This window comes from Streptomyces sp. NPDC093071, assembly GCF_044754545.1.
Classification (GTDB): domain Bacteria; phylum Actinomycetota; class Actinomycetes; order Streptomycetales; family Streptomycetaceae; genus Streptomyces.
In genome coordinates, this window is the sequence record NZ_JBIVPH010000005.1 from 15819 (window position 1) to 33690 (window position 17872).

The following is a 17872-nucleotide window of genomic DNA, read 5'->3' on the forward strand; positions in this document are numbered from 1 at the left end:
GAGCGCACGGCCGGGCGCACGGCCACACGGCCGGAGCACGCGTCCCTCCGACGGTCCTCCCCGCCGATTGGTCACACAACAATCTCGCCATACGGAACACCGCCCCTTAACGGTAGGGATGCGGCGAACTACGCTGTGCTTACGAATGCCGCACGCCTATGCCCGGCGTCGTGGCGGCCGTCTGTGCTGTCGAGGGGTGGCGTCATGTCCAGGGAGCAACGCGGGCCGAACGAAAAGCTCGGCACGGTTCTCGCCCTCGCGGGAATCAGCAACGCCGGGCTCGCCCGGCGCGTCAACGACCTCGGTGCGCAACGGGGTCTGACGCTTCGTTACGACAAGACCTCGGTCGCCCGCTGGGTGTCCAAGGGCATGGTGCCGCAGGGCGCCGCCCCGCACCTGATCGCCGCCGCGATCGGGCAGAAGCTCGGCCGCCCCGTGCCGCTGCACGAGATAGGGCTCGCCGACGCCGACCCGGCGCCCGAGGTGGGGCTGGCCTTCCCGCGCGACGTGGGCGAGGCGGTCCGCTCGGCCACCGACCTGTACCGGCTGGACCTCGCCGGGCGGCGGGCCGGCGGGGGCGGCATCTGGCAGTCGCTCGCCGGATCGTTCGCGGTGAGCGCGTACGCCACGCCCGCGTCCCGCTGGCTGATAACCCCGGCCGACCCGTCGGTGGAGCGGGAGCTCCCGCGCCCGGCGGTCGGCTCCCCGGCGGCGCCCGCGCCGGAGCACGCGCGCGTGGGCCACAGCGACGTCGCCAAACTCCGCGAGGCCGCCGAGGACGCGCGCCGCTGGGACTCCAAGTACGGCGGCGGGGACTGGCGCTCGTCCATGGTCCCCGAGTGCTTACGCGTGGACGCGGCCCCGCTGCTGCTCGGCTCGTACTCGGACGAGGTCGGCCGGGCCCTGTTCGGCGCGACCGCCGAACTCACCCGGCTCGCCGGCTGGATGGCCTTCGACACCGGGCAGCAGGAGGCCGCCCAGCGCTACTACATCCAGGCCCTGCGGCTCGCCCGGGCCGCCGCCGACGTGCCCCTCGGCGGGTACGTCCTGGCGTCCATGTCCCTCCAGGCCACCTACCGGGGCTTCGCCGACGAGGGCGTGGACCTCGCCCAGGCCGCCCTGGAGCGCAACCGGGGGCTCGCCACCGCCCGCACCATGTCCTTCTTCCGGCTCGTCGAGGCACGCGCGCACGCGAAGGCCGGGGACGGACCCGCAGCCGCGGCCGCGCTCAAGTCCGCCGAGGGGTGGCTGGAGCGGTCCCGGGCGGGCGACTCCGACCCGACCTGGCTGGGCTTCTACTCGTACGACCGGTTCTGCGCCGACGCCGCCGAGTGCTACCGCGACCTGCGGATGCCGCGCGAGGTGCGCCGCTTCACCGAGCAGGCGCTGTCCCGGCCGACGGAGGAGTTCGTCCGCTCGCACGGCCTCCGGCTCGTCGTGTCCGCCGTCGCCGAACTGGAGTCCGGCAACCTGGACGCGGCCTGCGCGGCCGGCACGCGCGCGGTGGAGGTGGCGGGGCGGATCTCGTCGGCGCGGACGACGGAGTACGTACGGGACCTGCTGCACCGGCTCGAACCGTACGGGGACGAGCCGCGCGTCATGGAGCTGCGCGAGCGGGCCCGGCCGCTGCTCGTCGCCCCGGCGTGACGGCCGCGCCGCGCGGGTCCCGGACGCGTCTCCGGCCCCGCATGAACACCCGCCTCCGGGTGAACCGCGTCTCATGACGCCGCGCGAGGTTTCACGGCTTTGTCAGTGGGCCAGTGCAGTATCGGGGGTGGGAGGTGGGGCCGGTGTTCGACTGTGACGTGCTGGTGATCGGCGGTGGGATCGTCGGTCTGTCGACGGCGTACGCGCTGACGCGTGCCGCCCCCGGCACACGGGTCACGGTCCTGGAGAAGGAGTACGCCCTCGCGCGCCACCAGACCGGGCGCAACAGCGGGGTGATCCACAGCGGGATCTACTACCGGCCGGGGTCCCTGAAGGCGCGGTTCGCGGTCGAGGGCGCGGCCGAGATGGTCAAGTTCTGCGCGGAGTGGGGCATTCCGTACGAGGTGACGGGGAAGCTCGTCGTCGCCACCGCGCGCGAGGAGCTGCCCCGGCTGCACGCGCTCGTGCAGCGCGGCCGGGAGAACGGCATCCCGGTGCGGGAGCTGGGCCCGGCACAGATCAGCGAGTACGAGCCGCGGGTGCGGGGGCTCGCCGCGATCCACGTCGGCACGACCGGGATCTGCGACTACGGGGCGGTGGCGGAGCGGCTCGCCGAGGCGTCCGGGGCGCGGATCCTGTACGGCGCGGAGGTCGCCGTGATCGACCGGCGGCCCTGGGGCGTGGCCGTGCGGACGGCGGACGGACGGGTGGTGCGGGCGCGGGTCCTGGTGAACTGCGCGGGGCTGTACTGCGACCGGGTCGCACGGCTCGCGGGCGACGACCCGGGGATGCGGATCGTCCCCTTCCGGGGGGAGTACTACGAGCTGGCGGACCCCTCGCTGGTACGGGGCCTGGTCTATCCGGTGCCGGACCCGGCGTTCCCGTTCCTCGGGGTGCACCTGACGCGGGGCATCGACGGCGGGGTCCACATCGGGCCGAACGCGGTGCCGGCGCTCGCCCGCGAGGGGTACGGCTGGTCCGTCGTCCGCCCGCGCGAACTGGGCGCCACCCTGGCCTGGCCCGGCTCCTGGGCCATCGCCCGGGAGCACTGGCGGTACGGGGCGGGCGAGCTGCGCCGCTCGGTCTCCAAGCGGGCCTTCACGGAGGCGGTGCGGCGGCTCCTGCCGGTGGTGGAGGAGTCCGACCTGCGGCGGGCCGCGCCGGGGGTGCGGGCGCAGGCGGTGTTGCGGGACGGGACGCTCGTCGACGACTTCCTGATCCGCGAGGCGGCGCGCACGGTCCACGTCCTGAACGCGCCCTCGCCGGCGGCGACGGCCTCGCTGCCGATCGGACGGGAGGTGGCGGGACGGGCGCTGGCGTTCTTGTAGACGCCGCGGTGGGCTGCGCGGGTGCGGTCCGTGCGGTGCAGCCCGTGCGGTGCAGCCCGTGCGCGTACGGGCCCGCCCTGTACGCGCGCCCGTACGCCGTCCGCCCGTGCACGCCCGCCGTGCCCGTGCCCGTACACCCGTGCACGTACACGCGCGTGCCCGCGCCCACCCGTAGAATCGGCCGCATTGTGTCTGAGCAGCCTGAGAACAGCCCGCGGCCCGTCGCCGACCCCGCCTCCCCGCCCGTCGCGCGGCGGGGCAGCCGGATGTTCGCCCCCGGGGAGGGGCCCCTGCCCGATCCCGCCGGGTCGCACCACGAGCGGCGGATCCGGAGTTTCCAGCCGCGGCGCAGCCGGGTGACCGCCGGGCAGGCCGAGGCGATGCTGAAGCGGTGGCCCGACTGGGGCCTGGACATCGACGGCAAGCGGGTCCTGGACCTGGACGAGATGTTCGGCGGGCTCCCGGTCGTCCTGGAGATCGGCTTCGGGATGGGCGAGGCGACCGCGCAGATGGCGGCCGCCGACCCCGGCACCGGCATCCTCGCCGTGGACGTGCACACCCCCGGCCAGGGCAATCTGCTCGGGCTCGCCGACCGGAACGGCCTCACCAACGTCCGGGTGGCCAACGGCGACGCGATCATCCTGCTCCGCGAGATGCTCGCGGGCGACTCCCTCGACGGCTGCCGGGTCTACTTCCCGGACCCGTGGCCCAAGGCCCGGCATCACAAGCGGCGGCTGATCCAGCCCGAGTTCCTCGGCCTCCTCGCGACCCGGCTCAAGTCCGGCGGCGTGCTGCACTGCGCCACCGACTGGGAGGAGTACGCGGAGCAGATGTTGGAGGTGCTCACCGCGCACCCGGACTTCGAGAACACGCAGGCCGACGGCGGTTACGCGCCCCGCCCCGGCTTCCGGCCCCTCACCCGCTTCGAGGGCCAGGGGCTCGACAAGGGGCACGTCGTCCACGATCTCCTCTTCAGGAGGAAGTGAAGGCGAGCGGGCGGCTCGTAAGTGCGTCGCCCGCTGTCCGTGCCGGTGGTTAGGGTCGCTCACGTGTCGAACCCCGCCCCCGCCGAAACCGGACCCGAAACCGGACACGGCCCCGGAACCGAAGCCGCCCCCGTGCCCCACCGGGACACCGAGGAACCGGCCTTCCCCGCCGCGGCCGACCGGTCCCAGTGGCGCTACCGGCCGCGCCGGGCCTTCTGGCGCAGCCGACTGGTCCGTGCGATATGCCTGGTCACCGTGCTCGCGATCTGCGCCCTGGTCATCCTGGCGCTGGTCCGCGAGCAGACGGGCACGCAGGGCTTCCTCGTCGGCCTGGCCCTCGCCGTGCTCCCCGTACCGCTGCTGATGGCGGCGTTCCGCTGGCTCGACCGGGTCGAGCCAGGACCCTGGAAGAACCTGCTCTTCGCCTTCGCGTGGGGCGCCTTCGCCGCCGCGCTGGTCGCGATCCTGGCGAACTCCTTCGCGGTCCGCTGGATCGCCACGGCCACCGCCGACCCGGACTCCGCCGACCACCTCGGCGCCACCGTCATCGCCCCGGTGGTGGAGGAGAGCGCCAAGGCCGCCGCGATCCTGCTGCTCTTCCTCTTCCGGCGCCGGAACTTCGGCGGGCTCGTCGACGGGGTGGTGATCGCCGGCTTCACCGCGACCGGCTTCGCCTTCACCGAGAACATCCTCTACCTCGGCAACGCCTTCGGCGAGGACCAGGAGGTCGGCGCCACCGGCATCGGCATGGTGACCGCCGGGACCTTCTTCGTCCGGGTCGTGATGTCGCCGTTCGCGCACCCGCTGTTCACCGTGCTCACCGGCCTGGGCTTCGGCTTCGCCGCGCTCGCCCCGCGCGGGAAGCGGCTGCGGAAGGTGCTGCTTCCGCTCGCCGGGCTGCTGCTCGCCATGGGAATGCACGCCGCCTGGAACGGCTCGGCCACCTTCGGCGGCCCCTGGATCTTCTACGCGGTGTACGGGGCGCTCATGATGCCGGCCTTCGGCCTGCTGACCTGGCTCGCGATCTGGAGCCGGCAGCGGGAACTGCGGACGGTATCGGGGGAGCTCCCGGCGTACGCGGCGGCCGGCTGGCTCTCCCCCGCCGAGCCGCTCGCGCTCTCCTCGATGCGGGCCCGGCAGCTGGCCCGCGCCTTCGCCGCCCGGACGTACGGCAAGGAGGCCGCCCGGGCGGTCGGCGAGTACGAGTCCTTCGCGACCACCCTGGCGTTCCTGCGGAACCGGGCCCGGCGCGGCACCGCCGGGCCCGACTTCGCGGCCCGCGAGCAGGAACTCCTGCACCACCTGTGGCAGCGCAGGGCGGTCGCCTCGCCCGCGCTGACGTACGCGGCGCGGGCGACGGGCCGGGCGTGGACGCCGCCGCAGTACCTGGACTACGGCGGCTACAACCCGTACCGCAGTTAGCCCCGGGCTTCGGAGACCTCGGAGGTCTCGGTCAGGAGCGTCAGCTCCTCCTCCGTGAGCTTCAGGTCGGCGGACGCGACCAGGGCCGGGAGCTGTTCGACCGTACGGGCCGAGGCGATCGGCGCGACGACCGTCGGCCGGGAGGCGAGCCAGGCGAGGGCGACGGAGGCGGGCTCGGCGCCGTGCGCCCCGGCGACCGCGTCGAGCGCGGAGAGCACGGCCCGGCCCCGCTCGGTGTCGAGGTGCCGGCCGGCCCCGGCGGCGCGGGCGCTGTCGACGGTGGTGCCGGGGCGGTACTTGCCGGTGAGGAAGCCGGAGGCCAGGCCGTAGTACGGGACGGCGGCGAGTCCGGCCCGCTCGGCGGTCTCCAGGAGCGGGCCCTCGTAGGTCTCGCGGGAGACCAGGTTGTAGTGCGGCTGGAGGGCGACGTAGCGGGCGAGGCCCTCGGCCTCGGCGAAGTCGAGGGAGGCGCGGAGCCGCTCCGGGGAGATGTTGGAGGCGGCGACGGCCCGTACCTTACCCTCCCTCACCAGCTGGTCGAGGGCGGTGACGATCTCCTCGACGGGGACGGACTCGTCGTCGAAGTGGGTGTAGTACAGGTCGATGCGGTCGGTGCCGAGGCGGCGCAGGGACTCCTCGGCGGCGGCCTTGATCGTGGGGGCGGAGAGCCCCTTGAAGCGGGGGTGGGAGCCGACCTTGGTGGCGACGACGACGTCGTCGCGGTTGCCCCGGGAGGCGAGCCAGCGGCCGATGACGGTCTCGGACTCGCCGCCCTCGTTGCCCTCGGCCCACACCGAGTAGACGTCGGCGGAGTCGACGAAGTTGCCGCCCGCGGCGGCGTAGGCGTCGAGGACGGCGAAGGACTGCGCCTCGTCGGCGGTCCAGCCGAAGACGTTGCCGCCGAGGGCCAGCGGGAAGACGTGCAGATCGGACGTGCCCAGCGTACGGAGAGAAGTCATGGGGTGGACAACGGTCCCCGCCGCCGGGCGTATTCCGCGCGGATGGAGCATTCCGCGCGGGCGCGGAAGGGATCAGACGGTCAGGCCCTTGGAGCGCAGCCAGGCCGCCGGGTCGACGCCGTCGCCGCCGCCGGGGTGGACCTCCAGGTGGAGGTGGGCGCCGGAGACGTTGCCGGTGGCGCCGACGCGGCCGATCGTCTCGCCGGTGCCCACGGTCTGGCCCGCGGAGACCGTCATGGAGGAGAGGTGGCAGTACCAGACCTCGGTGCCGTCCTCCAGCTCCAGGACGATCCGGTAGCCGTAGGAGCCGGACCAGCCCGCCGACTTGACCGTGGCGCCGTGGACCGCCTTGAGCGGGGTGCCGGTGGGGGCGGCGAAGTCGAGGCCCGTGTGGTAGCCGGAGGACCACATCGAGCCGGACTGCATGTAGGTGGCGGTGAGGGAGTACGAGGAGAGGGGCATCGAGTAGCTCGCGGCGAGCTTGGCGAGGCGCTCGGCCTCGGCCTTCGCCCTGGCTTCCGCCTCCGCCTTGGCCTTGGCCTCCGCTTCGGCCTTCGCCTTGGCCTCGGCCGCGGCCTTCTCGGCGGCGTCGGCCTTGGCCTGCGCCTCGGCGGCGGCCTTCTCGGCGGCCGCCTTCTCCGCCGCGGCCTTCTCGGCGGCGTCGGCGGAGGCCTGCTGCTGCTCGGCCTGCTGGAGGATGCGGGCGCGCAGGGCCTCGCCCGCGTCGGCGGTGCTCGGGGCGTCCACGGTCGACAGGCTCGCGCGCGTGACCTGCCCGGACCGCGAGGCCCGGTCCTCGGCCTCGGTGGTGTACGTGGCGGAGGTCAGCGGGTTCGGGTTGGCGCGGTCCGCGGGGACCGTCTCCCGCTCTTCCTGCGCGGGCAGGAGCGCGCCGACGCCGGGGAGGTCGTGGGCGTCGGGCAGGTTGAGGTCGGGGAGGTCCGGGAGCGATATCGCGACCGGGGGCTTCTCCTGCGCGGTGGCGAGGCCGCCCGCGCCGACGGCCGCGATGACGCCGACGCCGAGGACGGTGGAGGAGCGGGCGAAGTTGGAGCGCTGCTTGACGACCCGGTGCCGGCCGCCGGAGCGGTTCTGGGCGCGGAGGGAATCCTCGGTGGGGTTCCACTCGGTGTCCGGGGCGGAGGGGGCCGCACCGCCGCCGAAGGCATCGAACGGGGCTTCGGGGGCAGGGGTGTTGGACGCCACGGAGGCGCGCTCCTTTCCTTCCTTCTCGCCTACCGGGTTAGCTGACGGGTTCGGAGCAGGAAGGTCTCCTACGGGCCCGGTCGCACGGGTGCGAAGGGCTCGATTCACCCCAAATGGTGGTTCCCCGGTTCCCTTGCGGGATTCGGCGCGTGCGCACGGTGCCGTCTCTTGCGACGGCTGGGACGACCGCGCTGCGTTATCGAACGTTAATAGACAGGGGGTCCCGATTCCAAGCCGTCCCCCTTGATCATTCATTGAATTGGTAGGGATTGGTCCGACTTGACCCCCCTTCAGCAAGGCCGGATCCCGGAGCCGCAAAACCCCCGCAATCTGACGGTTCATCAATTGTTATCGGAGGGAGACCTCTCGACTACCCCTGGTGACCGGGGCCGTCGGACGGCCGCCGACCGAATCCTCCGGGGAGCCGGTGACGGAGCCCGCCCGACGGCCGGTGACGGGGTCCGCCGGGCGGCACCACCGGCATCGTCCGGCGCCGCTCGGGCTGCCCCGCCGCCGGGCGGCTCAGTGCGAGCAGCGCCATGTCGTCCGTCGCCCCGCCGCCCGTGTGGAGCCGTACGTCGTCCACGAGCGCGTCGAGCACCTCCTCGGGACCGGGGAAGATCCGCCCGGCCAGCCGCTCCGCCGGGTCGTAGAAGACGCCCCACGCGTCCCGCGCCTCCGAGAGGCCGTCGGTGTAGAAGAGCAGCGTCGTGCCCGGCGGGTACGGCCGGGCCTCGGCGCGGTCCGGCCACGACGCCAGGTCCCCCATGCCGAGGGGCAGCGCCGGCCGGCTCGGGTCGACCGTCTCGACCCGCCCGTCGCCGTACAGCATCAGCGGGGACGGGTGCCCCCGGTTGACCACCCGTACGAAGCCGTCGAAGGTCCCGCTGCCGTCGGAGCGCGGGACCTCGGCCAGGACGGCGGTGGTGAACCCCTCGACGGCGTCGAGGCTGTCCCGGCGGGTGCCCTCCCGGTCCAGCGCCCGTTCGAGCCGCCGCGCCACGCCCTCCAGGGTCCGCTCCTGCTCGGCCGCCTCCCGGAAGGCGCCGATGACGACGGCCACGGCCTCGACCGCGTCCAGGCCCTTGCCCCGTACGTCCCCGACCACGAGCCGCACCCCGTACGGGGTGTCCTGCACGGCGAAGAGGTCGCCGCCGATGAACGCGTCCGCCTGCGCCGCCTCGTAGCGGGCCGCGCACCGGAGCCCGCCGATCCGCTCGGCGGGCGTCGGCAGCACCGCCTTCTGCGCGGTCTCCGCGATCACCCGCGCCGAGGCGAGCCGTTCGCCGCTGCGGCGCACCACCCGGTTGATGAGCAGGGCGAGCACGGAGACGGTGAACACGGTGAGGGTCTCGGCGACGGCCGGGGCCCGGGTGACGTCGTCGCTGAAGAGGTAGAGCCCGACCGAGGCGAGGACGGCGGCGATCCCGGTGAGGAGCGTCGTGATCAGGGGGAAGAAGGGCGCGGCGACCAGCGGGGCGGCGGCGAGCATCGGCGAGGCGGTGTACGGGGCGGGGGTCGACACGTCGAAGAGGACACCGCCCAGGATGATCAGCGGCGGCAGCGTCCGGAGGAACCAGCGGGCACGGTTGTACGGGGGACGGCCCTCACCGCCCCGCCTTCCTCGGCCCACCGCTCCTAGGGGGTGCCCCACCTGTTCTCTCCTGCCCGGTCCGCCCGGCCGCGGCCCCGTACCGCGCCCTTCCAGGGTGGCCGCCACCCGGGCGAACGGCGACTCCGCACGGCCGACTGGTGGACGGGGCGGGGGTCGGGGGTGGCTGAGGGGGCTAGGGGCGAGGGCCCGGGGGGCCGGGGCCGGGAGCGGGTGCCGGGGGGCCGGGGGCCGGGGCTACATGTTGCGTTCGGCGTAGATCGCCATCGCGTCCCGGACGAGAATCGCGGTGCCCTCGCCGTACCTGTCGTAGTTCTTGGTGAAGCGGGGGTCGTCGACGTACATCCGGCCGAGGCCGATCACGTACTCCTTGGTCGGCGCCGTGGTGGTCGACAGCCAGGCGACCTGGCGCCGCGCGAGCGCCTGCACCTCGTCGCTGTCCGCGGCCAGGCCGTCCCGCGCCGCCTTCCCGAAGTCGCGGGCGATCCCGGCCTGCTCCTCCATGAACGCCCGCTTCTGCACATCGTCCAGCGAGCGCCACCACCGGTCGCCCTGCTCGTACGCGTCGCGGCCCCAGCGGTGGGTGACCTCCTCCTCGTACCGCGTGTGGTCGAAGCCGTCGAACATCTCGTCCGCCATGAGTTCCTCTCCGTTCTCGGTCTTGTGGAGGGTGGTCCGCACCGACGCGATCTGGCGTCCGATGCGCTCGCGCTCCTGCTCCAGGAGGGCGAGGTGGGCGCGCAGGGCGACGGAGGTGTCCCGCTGACCCGCGAGGACCTCGGCGATGGCGGCCAGCGAGAGCCCCAGCTCGCGCAGCAGCAGGATCCGCTGCAGCCGCACGAGCGCCGCCTGGTCGTAGTACCGGTAACCGTTCGCGCCGATCCGGCTCGGCTCCAGCAGTCCGCGCTCCCCGTAGTGCCGGAGGGTGCGGCTGGTGGTGCCGGCCTTCTTGGCGATCTCCTGGATCGACCACTCCATGCCGAGAACGCTAGATCTTGACGTCGCGTCAAGGTCAAACGGAATCGCGCGCATCCGGGCGGGAACGACGAAGGCCCGGATCCAAGAGGATCCGGGCCTTCGTTCGCTACTGAGTAGCGGGGACAGGATTTGAACCTGCGACCTCTGGGTTATGAGCCCAGCGAGCTACCGAGCTGCTCCACCCCGCGTCGGTAAACATGACTCTACGGCATGACCGGGGCGATCCTGAAATCGGTTTCCGTCAGCAACCGCAGTCGTCGGTGCCGACCGGGGCCGTCAGGGGGTCCGCGGCCTTCTCCGCGGGCCCTTCCCACGTCTCGTACGCGAAGCCCTCCCTCACCCAGTACTCGAAGCCGCCGAGCATCTCCTTGACCGGGAAGCCCCGCTCCGCGAGGGCGAGCGCGGCCCGGGTGGCGCCGTTGCAGCCGGGACCCCAGCAGTACGTGACGACCGGCACGGAACGGTCGAGCAGCTCCTCGGCCCGCTCGGGGATCAGCGCGGTCGGCAGGTGAACGGCGCCGGGCACGTGCCCCTGGTCCCAGGCGGCCGTGGACCGCGTGTCGACCAGGACGAACCCGGGGTCGGCGCCCCCGGCCGCCGCGGCGGCGAGGACCGAGGCCACGTCGGAGACGTCGGCGTGGAAGGCGAGGCTCGCGGAGAAGTACGCGGCAGCGACGGCGGGAGAGGCCGGCGGGGTGCGGAGTACGGGGTTGACCTGCGGTGTCGTCGTCATGGTGATCAAGTTAGGACCGGAGGACACCGGGCTGAAGTAGAGAACCCCGGCGGTCGGGGACTCCGGCCGGGGATTCCCGTGCGTTCACGGCCGAGCGGCGGGGATCTCACGTTCCGGAACTCCGACCGGCCTCCCTCGTCACATTCATGGGACCCAATCCGTCATGGAGACATGACGGGACGCGAAGGGGAAGACAGGACGGTGGACGCGGAGGGGGACGCGGGCGTGCACGGCGAGGCGGGCGTGCACGGCGACGAGGAACTCCTGGCCCGGCGCTTCGACGCAGACCGAGGCCGGCTGCGGGCGGTGGCGTACCGGATGCTGGGCTCGCTGAGCGAGGCCGAGGACGCCGTCCAGGAGACCTGGCTCAAGCTCCACCGCGCCGACGCCGACGCGGTGCGGAACCTCAGCGCCTGGCTGACCACCGTCGTCGGCCGCGTCTGCCTGGACATGCTGCGCTCGCGCGGCTCGCGCCGCGAGTCCCCGCTGGAGTACTACGTCCCCGACCCGGTGGTCCGCGTCGGGGACACCGTGAGTACCGCCGCCGCCACCGGCACCAGCGGTGGCGTCGGCGCCCCCGACGCCACCGACCCGGAGCGCGCGGCCGAGCTCACCGAGTCCGTCGGCCTCGCACTCCTCGTCGTCCTGGAGACCCTGTCACCGGCCGAACGGCTCGCGTTCGTCCTGCACGACATGTTCGCCGTCCCCTTCGACGAGCTCGCCGAGGTCGTGGACCGCAGCCCGGCCGCGACCCGCCAGCTCGCCAGCCGCGCCCGCCGCCGGGTGCGGGACGTCTCCCCGGGCCCCGCCCCGGACCCTCGGCGCCGGCGGGAGATCGCGGACGCCTTCCTCACCGCCGCGAACGGCGGCGACTTCGAGAGCCTGCTCGCGGTCCTCGACCCCGACGTGGTGCTGCGCGCGGACGGCGGCCGGCTCATGGCCGCCACCTCCCGGGTGGTGCGGGGCGCCCGGGCCGTCGTCTCGCAGGCCCTCGCGTACTCCAGGTTCCGGAAGGCGGCGCTGCGGGTCGTGGCCAACGGCGAGCCCGCGGTCCTGTCGGTCGTCGACGGCCGCCCGGCCGCCCTCATGGTGTTCACCATCGCCGGGGACCGGATCGTCGCGCTCCACGTCCTGGCGGACCCGGAACGCCTCGCGACGCTCGGCCTCACCGAGGAGGAACTGTCCCGTGCGGAACCCTGAACCCCCCTTCGCGCTATCCCCGGCGCTGCCGGCGGCGGGCCAGGGAGGCTCCGGCCGTCAGGGAGACGGCGGCGCTGGCGACGCCCAGGACGGCGCCCGCGGCGACGTCGCCCGGATAGTGCACGCCGGTGTGGACGCGGGAGTACCCCACCGTCGACGCCAGGACCCCGAGGGGCACGGCGGCGGCGGGCAGCACCACCCCCACGGCGGTGGCGAAGGCGACCGCCGACGCCGTGTGCCCCGAGGGGAACGAGGCCGAGTCGGGCATGGGGACGTGCCGGCCCGCCACCACCCGGGCCGCCTCCCGGTCCGGCCTCGGTCTGCGGACGAGCCGCTTGCCCAGCAGGTTCGCCGTGGCCGAGGCCACCGCGATCGCCCCGACCCCGGCGAGCGCGGCCCGGCGCGGACGGCCCGGGAAGAGGGCGAGCACGGCCGCGACGGAGAGGGAGATCTTGGAGTGGTCGGCCGTCCTGGAGAGCCGGCGGAGGGCCGTGTCCAGGGTGGGCGTGGGGGTGGCGGCCACGGCGGCGTACACGGCACCGTCGACGGCGCGGAGATCGTGCAGGACCGCCTCGGCGGTCATGGTGGGCGTGTCGTGGGTCATGCGCCGCTCCTCGGAGGTCGGTGATGCGGGTGGGTGTGGAAGGCGAGTTCGCTGATGCGCCGCCAGTCGAGGGGCGGCCTCGGGGGCGCCGTGCCCGGCCGGTCGCGGGGCACCAGGACCCGCAGGGCGCGCGGGCGGAGGGTGCAGACGACCGGGGTGGGCAGCGTCAGGGCCTCGCCGTCGACGGCGACGGAGATGGGGCCGTCACCGCTGTCGCAGGTGACCTCGACCCTACGGGCCGTCAGGACGTTCAGGGCGGCCGCCTGGGTCCCCCGTACCGCCAGCTCGGCGGCCTGGAACGCCCCCTCCACCCGGACGCCGATCACCCCGAGTTCGCCCCCGTCGAGACGGGGTCTTCGGGCGGGGTCGGCACTGAGCGGATCGGGCGTGGCGTACGGGTTGTTGCTGACCAGGAGTGCCTGCTGGGCGTCGACCAGGGTGCCGTCGACGACCGCGTCGACGCGGTCGCCCTCGCCGCCCTGGAGCAGGTCGGGCAGGGCGTCGAGGGCGGTGCCGGCCTTCGCGTCGCGGTACTCGGGGTGCTGGACCACGTCCGCGTACACCCCGAAGGAGACGGTGTTGACGAAGGCGCGGCCGGAGACGGTGCCGAGGTCGACCCGGAGCTCCTCGCCGTCGGTCAGGGCGTTCAGGCAGGTCGACGGGTCGGTGCGGTCGAGGCCGAGGTCCAGGGCGAAGTGGTTGCGGGTGCCGGCCGAGATGACGAGGAACGGCAGGTCGTGCTCGGCGGCCACGGCGGCGACCAGCGCCTGCGTGCCATCGCCGCCGGCCACGCCGAGCAGGTCGGCGCCCTCGGCCACGGCCCGCTGGGCGAGTCCGGTGACGTCGTTCTCGGCGGACGGGTCGAGGAGGATCACCCGGGCGCCCAGCTCCTCGGCGCGCTCGACGAGCCCGAACTGCTCGACCTTCCCGCCGCCGGACTTCGGGTTCATGATCAGGACGGGCCTCTCGGGCCGGGCCGCGGGCTCGCCCCGCATCGTCCCGGACCCGTCCTCCTCCGGGCGGCGCAGGGCGGACCGGGCGCAGAGCAGGGCCACGCCCCAGAGGGCGAGGGCCACGAGGGCGTTCGGCCAGACGCCCCCGACGACGTACAGGGTGAGGACCGTGACGGGCGCTGCCACCGCGAGCAGCGCGCCGATCGCCCGCAGCGGCCCCCGGTGGGCGAGGAACCACCAGATGCCCACGGCCGACAGGGCGAGGCCCACGAGCCCGCTCACCAGGATCAGGACCCCACCACCGCCCAGTGCCGTCAGCAGCACCACGACCGCGGCCACCGCCGCGAGCAGCGCACAGCGCGCCAGCCGTCGGGCCGTCTTCGCCGGACCACCGGTTCCGCTCGCCGTCACCGTCCCCACCTCCACGTTCCATCTCCACCTTTCCCCACGCCCCTGTGCCCCGCGTCCCGGACGAAGCCGTTCGGCGGACGGGATCCGCACGGGATCCACGAGGGCCTCCGGCGGAAAGGCCTCCCGGGAGCGATGACTTCCCGCCCGCCGGGCCGTCTTCCCTCCCGTACCCCGCCGCTTTCCTACCCCGCGACGGGAACGGCACCCGAAAAACCGGGCGAATCAGGGAAGACACAGGGGTACCCGGAGGGCCCGAGAGCCTCGGGACCCCCAGAAAACCCGGAACTCACGGACTCCTGGAGAACCAGGAACCGGGAACGGGAAGCAGAGACCGAGAAGCAGCGACCGGAGGCCCGGCCGCAGGCCCCCGGAAATACAGGAAGAGGATCGCACCCATGCGCATCGTCATCAGCGAGTTCATCAGCCTCGACGGCGTCGTCCAGGCGCCGGGCGGCCCGGAGGAGGACACCGACGGCGGCTTCGCCCACGGCGGCTGGTCACACCCCTTCTTCGACCCGGAGGTGGTGGGCGGCGCGTTCGCCGAGGCCGCGGAGCGGGCGGACGCCCTGCTCTTCGGCCGCCGCACCTGGCGGGCGATGGCGGGCGCCTGGCCGGAGCGGGCCGGCGACCCCTTCGCCGACCGGTTGAACGCGCTCCCGAAGTACGTCGTCTCGGACACCCTCCACGAGGCCGACCTCAGCTGGCACAACACCCGGCTCGTCCACGGCGACAAGGCCGTGGAACGCCTCCGCGAACTCCGTGAGGCCTCCGGCGGCGACCTCCTCGTCCTGGGCAGCCCCACCCTCGTCCGCACGCTCCTGGCCGAGGACCTGGTCGACGAACTCCGCCTGATCGTCATGCCGGTGCTCCTCGGCGGCGGAAAGTCGATCTTCCCGGCGGACGGCGTCCTGCGCACCCTCGCCCCGGTCTCCACCACCACCAGCCCCCACGGCGTGAACGTCTGCGTCTACCGCCGCCCCGAAACCGACTGACGACACGAAGAAGCGCCCCGCCCGGTCGAAACCGTTCGGGGCGCTTCTCGGCGGTCCGGGAAAACCCCTCCCGCCTTTCGGTAGGCCGTGTGGGACTCGAACCCACAACCAACGGATTAAAAGTCCGCTGCTCTGACCAATTGAGCTAACGGCCCGTGGACAAGCACACCCGTGCAGCATAGCCCGAGAGATCCCCGGAGCCGATCGGGTATCCGACACCGGGCGCGCTGCGGGCCGGGCGGAGGGGGCGGGCGGTGTCGGCGGGGTCGGGGGTGGGCGTACGGAACAGGGCCCGTACGGCACCGAAGTGCTCGTACGGGCCCTGGTTCAGGGAGCTATGCGCGATCAGCCGTTGCGCTTCCAGCGCGGCTTGTCGTCGCGGCGGCCGAAGGAGCCGCCGGCCGGGCCGGAGCCGCGGTGGTCGTCGCGGCGGCCGTAGGGGCGGTCGCCGCCGGAGCGGAAGCCGCCGGCCGGACGGTCGTCACGACGGTCACGGTTGAACGGGCGGTCGCTGCCGCGGTGGCCGCCGGAGGGGCGGTCGTCACGGCGGTCGAAGGAACGGCCGCCGCGGTCGTCGCGGTTGAAGCCACCCGACGGACGGTCGTCGCGACGGAAGCCGCCGGACGGACGGTCGTTGTCACGACGCTCGAAAGAACGGCCGCCACGGTCGTCACGGTTGAAGCCGCCCGAGGGACGGTCGTCGCGACGGAAGCCGCCGGACGGACGGTCGTTGTCGCGACGGAAGCCGCCACGGTCACCGCCGCGGTCGTCGCGGTTGAAGCCGCCCGACGGGCGGTCGTCGCGACGGAAACCGCCGGACGGACGGTCGTTGTCACGACGCTCGAAAGAACGGCCGCCACGGTCGTCACGGTTGAAGCCGCCCGAGGGACGGTCGTCGCGACGGAAACCGCCGGACGGACGGTCGTTGTCACGACGGAAGCCACCACGGTCGCCGCCGCGGAAACCACCGCGGTCGCCCCGGTCGCCGCCACGGTCGCGGCGCTCGAAGTTGCCCCGCTCGTCGCGGAAGGACGGACGCTCCTCGCGGCGCTCCTCGGCACGCGCGGCGCGCTCGGCCTCGACGGCCGCCGCAGCGACCTCGGCCTCGGCGGCCTCGGTCACCTCGGCCACGGCCGCCTCCGGGTCCTCGCCGCGCTCGCGGGCGGCGCGGGCCACCAGGCGGTCGGCCTCCTCGCGGAGCTCGACGGCCCGGCGCTGGAGGCGCTCCAGCTGCTTGGTGAGGTCGACGACCTCGCGCTCGGCCTGCTTGGCGGAGTTGTTCGCGGAGTCGGCCTGGACCTCGGTCAGCGAACGGGCGCCGGTGATCTCGGCGACCTCCGGGTCGAAGGCGCCGGCCCCGCCGACGATGTGACGCGAGGCGTCGACGCCCGCGTCCTCCATCAGGCGGAAGATCTGGCGGCGCTGGTGCGGCAGGGCCAGGGAGACCACGACGCCGGAGCGGCCGGCACGGGCGGTGCGGCCCGAGCGGTGCAGGTAGTCCTTGTGGTCGCCGGCCGGGTCTACGTTCAGGACCAGGTCGATGCCGTCGACGTGGATGCCGCGGGCGGCGACGTCGGTCGCGACGAGCGCGTTGACGTAACCGTCCTTGAAGTCGGCCAGGGTCCGCGTACGGGCGCCCTGGGTCATGCCGCCGTGCAGCGCGTCGGCCTTCACGCCCGACTCGCGGAGCTGCTCGGCGATGCGGTCGGCGCCCAGCTGGGTGCGGACGAAGATGATCGTGCGGCCCTTGCGGGCGGCGATCGCGGCGGTGACCGGGGCCTTGTCCTTCGGCTTCACGACGAGGACGTGGTGGGTCATGGTCGTGACGGCACCGGCGGACGGGTCGACCTCGTGGGTGACCGGGTTCACCAGGTAGCGCTTGACCAGGCTGTCGATCTCGTTCTCCAGGGTGGCGGAGAAGAGGAGGCGCTGGCCGCCCTCGGGGATCTGGTCGAGCAGCTCGGTGACCTCGGGCAGGAAGCCCAGGTCGGCCATCTGGTCGGCCTCGTCGAGGACCGCGATCTTCACGGCCTCCAGGGAGCAGGCGCCGCGGTTGATGATGTCGCGGAGACGGCCCGGGGTGGCGACGAGGATGTCGACGCCGCGCTCCAGGGCGTAGATCTGGTTGCCCATGGACGTACCGCCGCAGACGACCTTCATCTTGAGGCCGAGCACGTCGCCGTAGGGCTGGAGGGCGTCCGCGACCTGCATCGCGAGCTCACGGGTGGGGGTGAGGATGACGCCGCGGGGCTTCTTCTTGTCGGTGTGGCCGCCCGCCAGGGTGGCGAGGAGCGGCAGACCGAAGGAGAGGGTCTTGCCGGAGCCGGTGCGGCCGCGGCCGAGGATGTCCTTGCCGGCCAGGGCGTCCGGGATGGTCGCCGCCTGGATCGGGAAGGGGGTGGTCACGCCGTTCTGCGCGAGCTTGCGCACGACGCCCTCCGGCAGACCGAGGTCCGCGAAGGTGATCGTGGGCTCGGCGGGCTCCTCGGCGGAGTCGTCGTCCTCGGCGAGGACGTCGGTCTCCGCGAGGGCCTCGGCCTCGATCAGGGCCTGGGCCTCGGCCTCGATCGCGACGGTCTCGGTGGCCTCCACGGCCTCGACGATCTCGTCGTTCTCGGGCATGACGGCGTGGTCAGAACTGAAAATGGACATGCGAAATGCGAAACCTTCCGGAGTCTCGGCACGCGCCCGTCAACTCCGTGTTTTCGCAAATCGACCGCCTCAATGCGGTCCAGCCACGGCTAGGGAGAGTACGCGCCACACGGCGCTCTTCTGTGTCGGCGCCGGGCAATGGGATCAAACGATCTACCACCATACGCACCCTCCCCCACCTATGGCAAA

14 protein-coding genes, 2 tRNA genes and 1 riboswitch are annotated in these 17872 nt (G+C 73.6%); of the genes, 6 read left to right on the forward strand and 10 right to left on the reverse strand.

Features of this window, described 5'->3' with window-relative positions:
• Positions 1–204 precede the first annotated feature (204 nt).
• The 4 genes from ACIQD7_RS20810 to ACIQD7_RS20825 all read left to right on the forward strand — a co-directional run bounded on the left by ACIQD7_RS20810 (position 205) and on the right by ACIQD7_RS20825 (position 5383).
• Positions 205–1647 (forward strand): MFS transporter, encoded by a 1443-nt coding sequence (locus ACIQD7_RS20810; RefSeq protein WP_121832297.1) that lies wholly within the window; start codon positions 205–207, stop codon positions 1645–1647.
• A gap of 143 nt (positions 1648–1790) precedes the next feature.
• Positions 1791–2975 (forward strand): L-2-hydroxyglutarate oxidase, encoded by a 1185-nt coding sequence (lhgO, locus tag ACIQD7_RS20815; protein ID WP_402443316.1) that lies wholly within the window; start codon positions 1791–1793, stop codon positions 2973–2975.
• A 155-nt stretch (positions 2976–3130) separates the two neighbouring features.
• Complete coding sequence (trmB, locus tag ACIQD7_RS20820; protein WP_205613911.1) at positions 3131–3961, forward strand: tRNA (guanosine(46)-N7)-methyltransferase TrmB; 831 nt, start codon at positions 3131–3133, stop codon at positions 3959–3961.
• 63 nt (positions 3962–4024) lie between these two features.
• Entirely contained in the window at positions 4025–5383 is a 1359-nt protein-coding gene (locus ACIQD7_RS20825; protein ID WP_402443318.1) for a PrsW family intramembrane metalloprotease, read from the forward strand.
• On the opposite strand, the gene ACIQD7_RS20830 is transcribed toward ACIQD7_RS20825, so the two are convergent.
• The 6 genes from ACIQD7_RS20830 to ACIQD7_RS20855 all read right to left on the reverse strand — a co-directional run bounded on the left by ACIQD7_RS20830 (position 5380) and on the right by ACIQD7_RS20855 (position 10871).
• Complete coding sequence (locus ACIQD7_RS20830; RefSeq protein ID WP_402443320.1) at positions 5380–6342, reverse strand: aldo/keto reductase; 963 nt, start codon at positions 6340–6342, stop codon at positions 5380–5382. The genes ACIQD7_RS20825 and ACIQD7_RS20830 overlap by 4 nt on opposite strands.
• A gap of 72 nt (positions 6343–6414) precedes the next feature.
• A complete protein-coding gene (locus tag ACIQD7_RS20835; protein ID WP_121832294.1) occupies positions 6415–7548 on the reverse strand; it encodes a M23 family metallopeptidase in 1134 nt (377 codons plus the stop codon).
• A gap of 11 nt (positions 7549–7559) precedes the next feature.
• Positions 7560–7706, reverse strand: a riboswitch (cyclic di-AMP (ydaO/yuaA leader).
• A 212-nt stretch (positions 7707–7918) separates the two neighbouring features.
• Entirely contained in the window at positions 7919–9202 is a 1284-nt protein-coding gene (locus ACIQD7_RS20840) for a PP2C family protein-serine/threonine phosphatase (RefSeq protein ID WP_402443323.1), read from the reverse strand.
• A gap of 195 nt (positions 9203–9397) precedes the next feature.
• Positions 9398–10138, reverse strand: coding sequence for a MerR family transcriptional regulator (locus tag ACIQD7_RS20845; protein WP_402443325.1), 741 nt, complete (start codon positions 10136–10138; stop codon positions 9398–9400).
• 114 nt (positions 10139–10252) lie between these two features.
• A tRNA-Met gene (locus tag ACIQD7_RS20850) sits at positions 10253–10326 on the reverse strand.
• A 53-nt stretch (positions 10327–10379) separates the two neighbouring features.
• Positions 10380–10871, reverse strand: a complete 492-nt coding sequence (locus ACIQD7_RS20855) for a rhodanese-like domain-containing protein (RefSeq protein WP_121832291.1) — start codon at positions 10869–10871, stop codon at positions 10380–10382.
• Between the two features lie 171 nt (positions 10872–11042).
• Here ACIQD7_RS20855 and ACIQD7_RS20860 point away from each other — a divergent pair, with 171 nt between their 5' ends.
• Positions 11043–12071 carry a sigma-70 family RNA polymerase sigma factor gene (locus tag ACIQD7_RS20860; protein WP_402443327.1) on the forward strand — a complete coding sequence of 343 codons (1029 nt, stop codon included), beginning with the start codon at positions 11043–11045 and terminating at the stop codon, positions 12069–12071.
• A gap of 13 nt (positions 12072–12084) precedes the next feature.
• On the opposite strand, the gene ACIQD7_RS20865 is transcribed toward ACIQD7_RS20860, so the two are convergent.
• Together ACIQD7_RS20865 and ACIQD7_RS20870 are read right to left on the reverse strand one after the other, a co-directional pair.
• Positions 12085–12675 (reverse strand): phosphatase PAP2 family protein, encoded by a 591-nt coding sequence (locus tag ACIQD7_RS20865; RefSeq protein ID WP_402443328.1) that lies wholly within the window; start codon positions 12673–12675, stop codon positions 12085–12087.
• Complete coding sequence (locus ACIQD7_RS20870; RefSeq protein ID WP_402443784.1) at positions 12672–14048, reverse strand: diacylglycerol/lipid kinase family protein; 1377 nt, start codon at positions 14046–14048, stop codon at positions 12672–12674. The genes ACIQD7_RS20865 and ACIQD7_RS20870 overlap by 4 nt, the downstream gene beginning before the upstream one ends.
• A gap of 386 nt (positions 14049–14434) precedes the next feature.
• Between ACIQD7_RS20870 and ACIQD7_RS20875 the strand changes: the two genes are divergently transcribed.
• Positions 14435–15031, forward strand: a complete 597-nt coding sequence (locus tag ACIQD7_RS20875; protein ID WP_402443330.1) for a dihydrofolate reductase family protein — start codon at positions 14435–14437, stop codon at positions 15029–15031.
• A gap of 81 nt (positions 15032–15112) precedes the next feature.
• Here the strand turns inward: ACIQD7_RS20875 and ACIQD7_RS20880 are convergent.
• Positions 15113–15186, reverse strand: a tRNA-Lys gene (locus ACIQD7_RS20880).
• Between the two features lie 190 nt (positions 15187–15376).
• Positions 15377–17683 carry a DEAD/DEAH box helicase gene (locus tag ACIQD7_RS20885; protein ID WP_402443332.1) on the reverse strand — a complete coding sequence of 769 codons (2307 nt, stop codon included), beginning with the start codon at positions 17681–17683 and terminating at the stop codon, positions 15377–15379.
• Between the last annotated feature and the right edge of the window lie 189 nt (positions 17684–17872).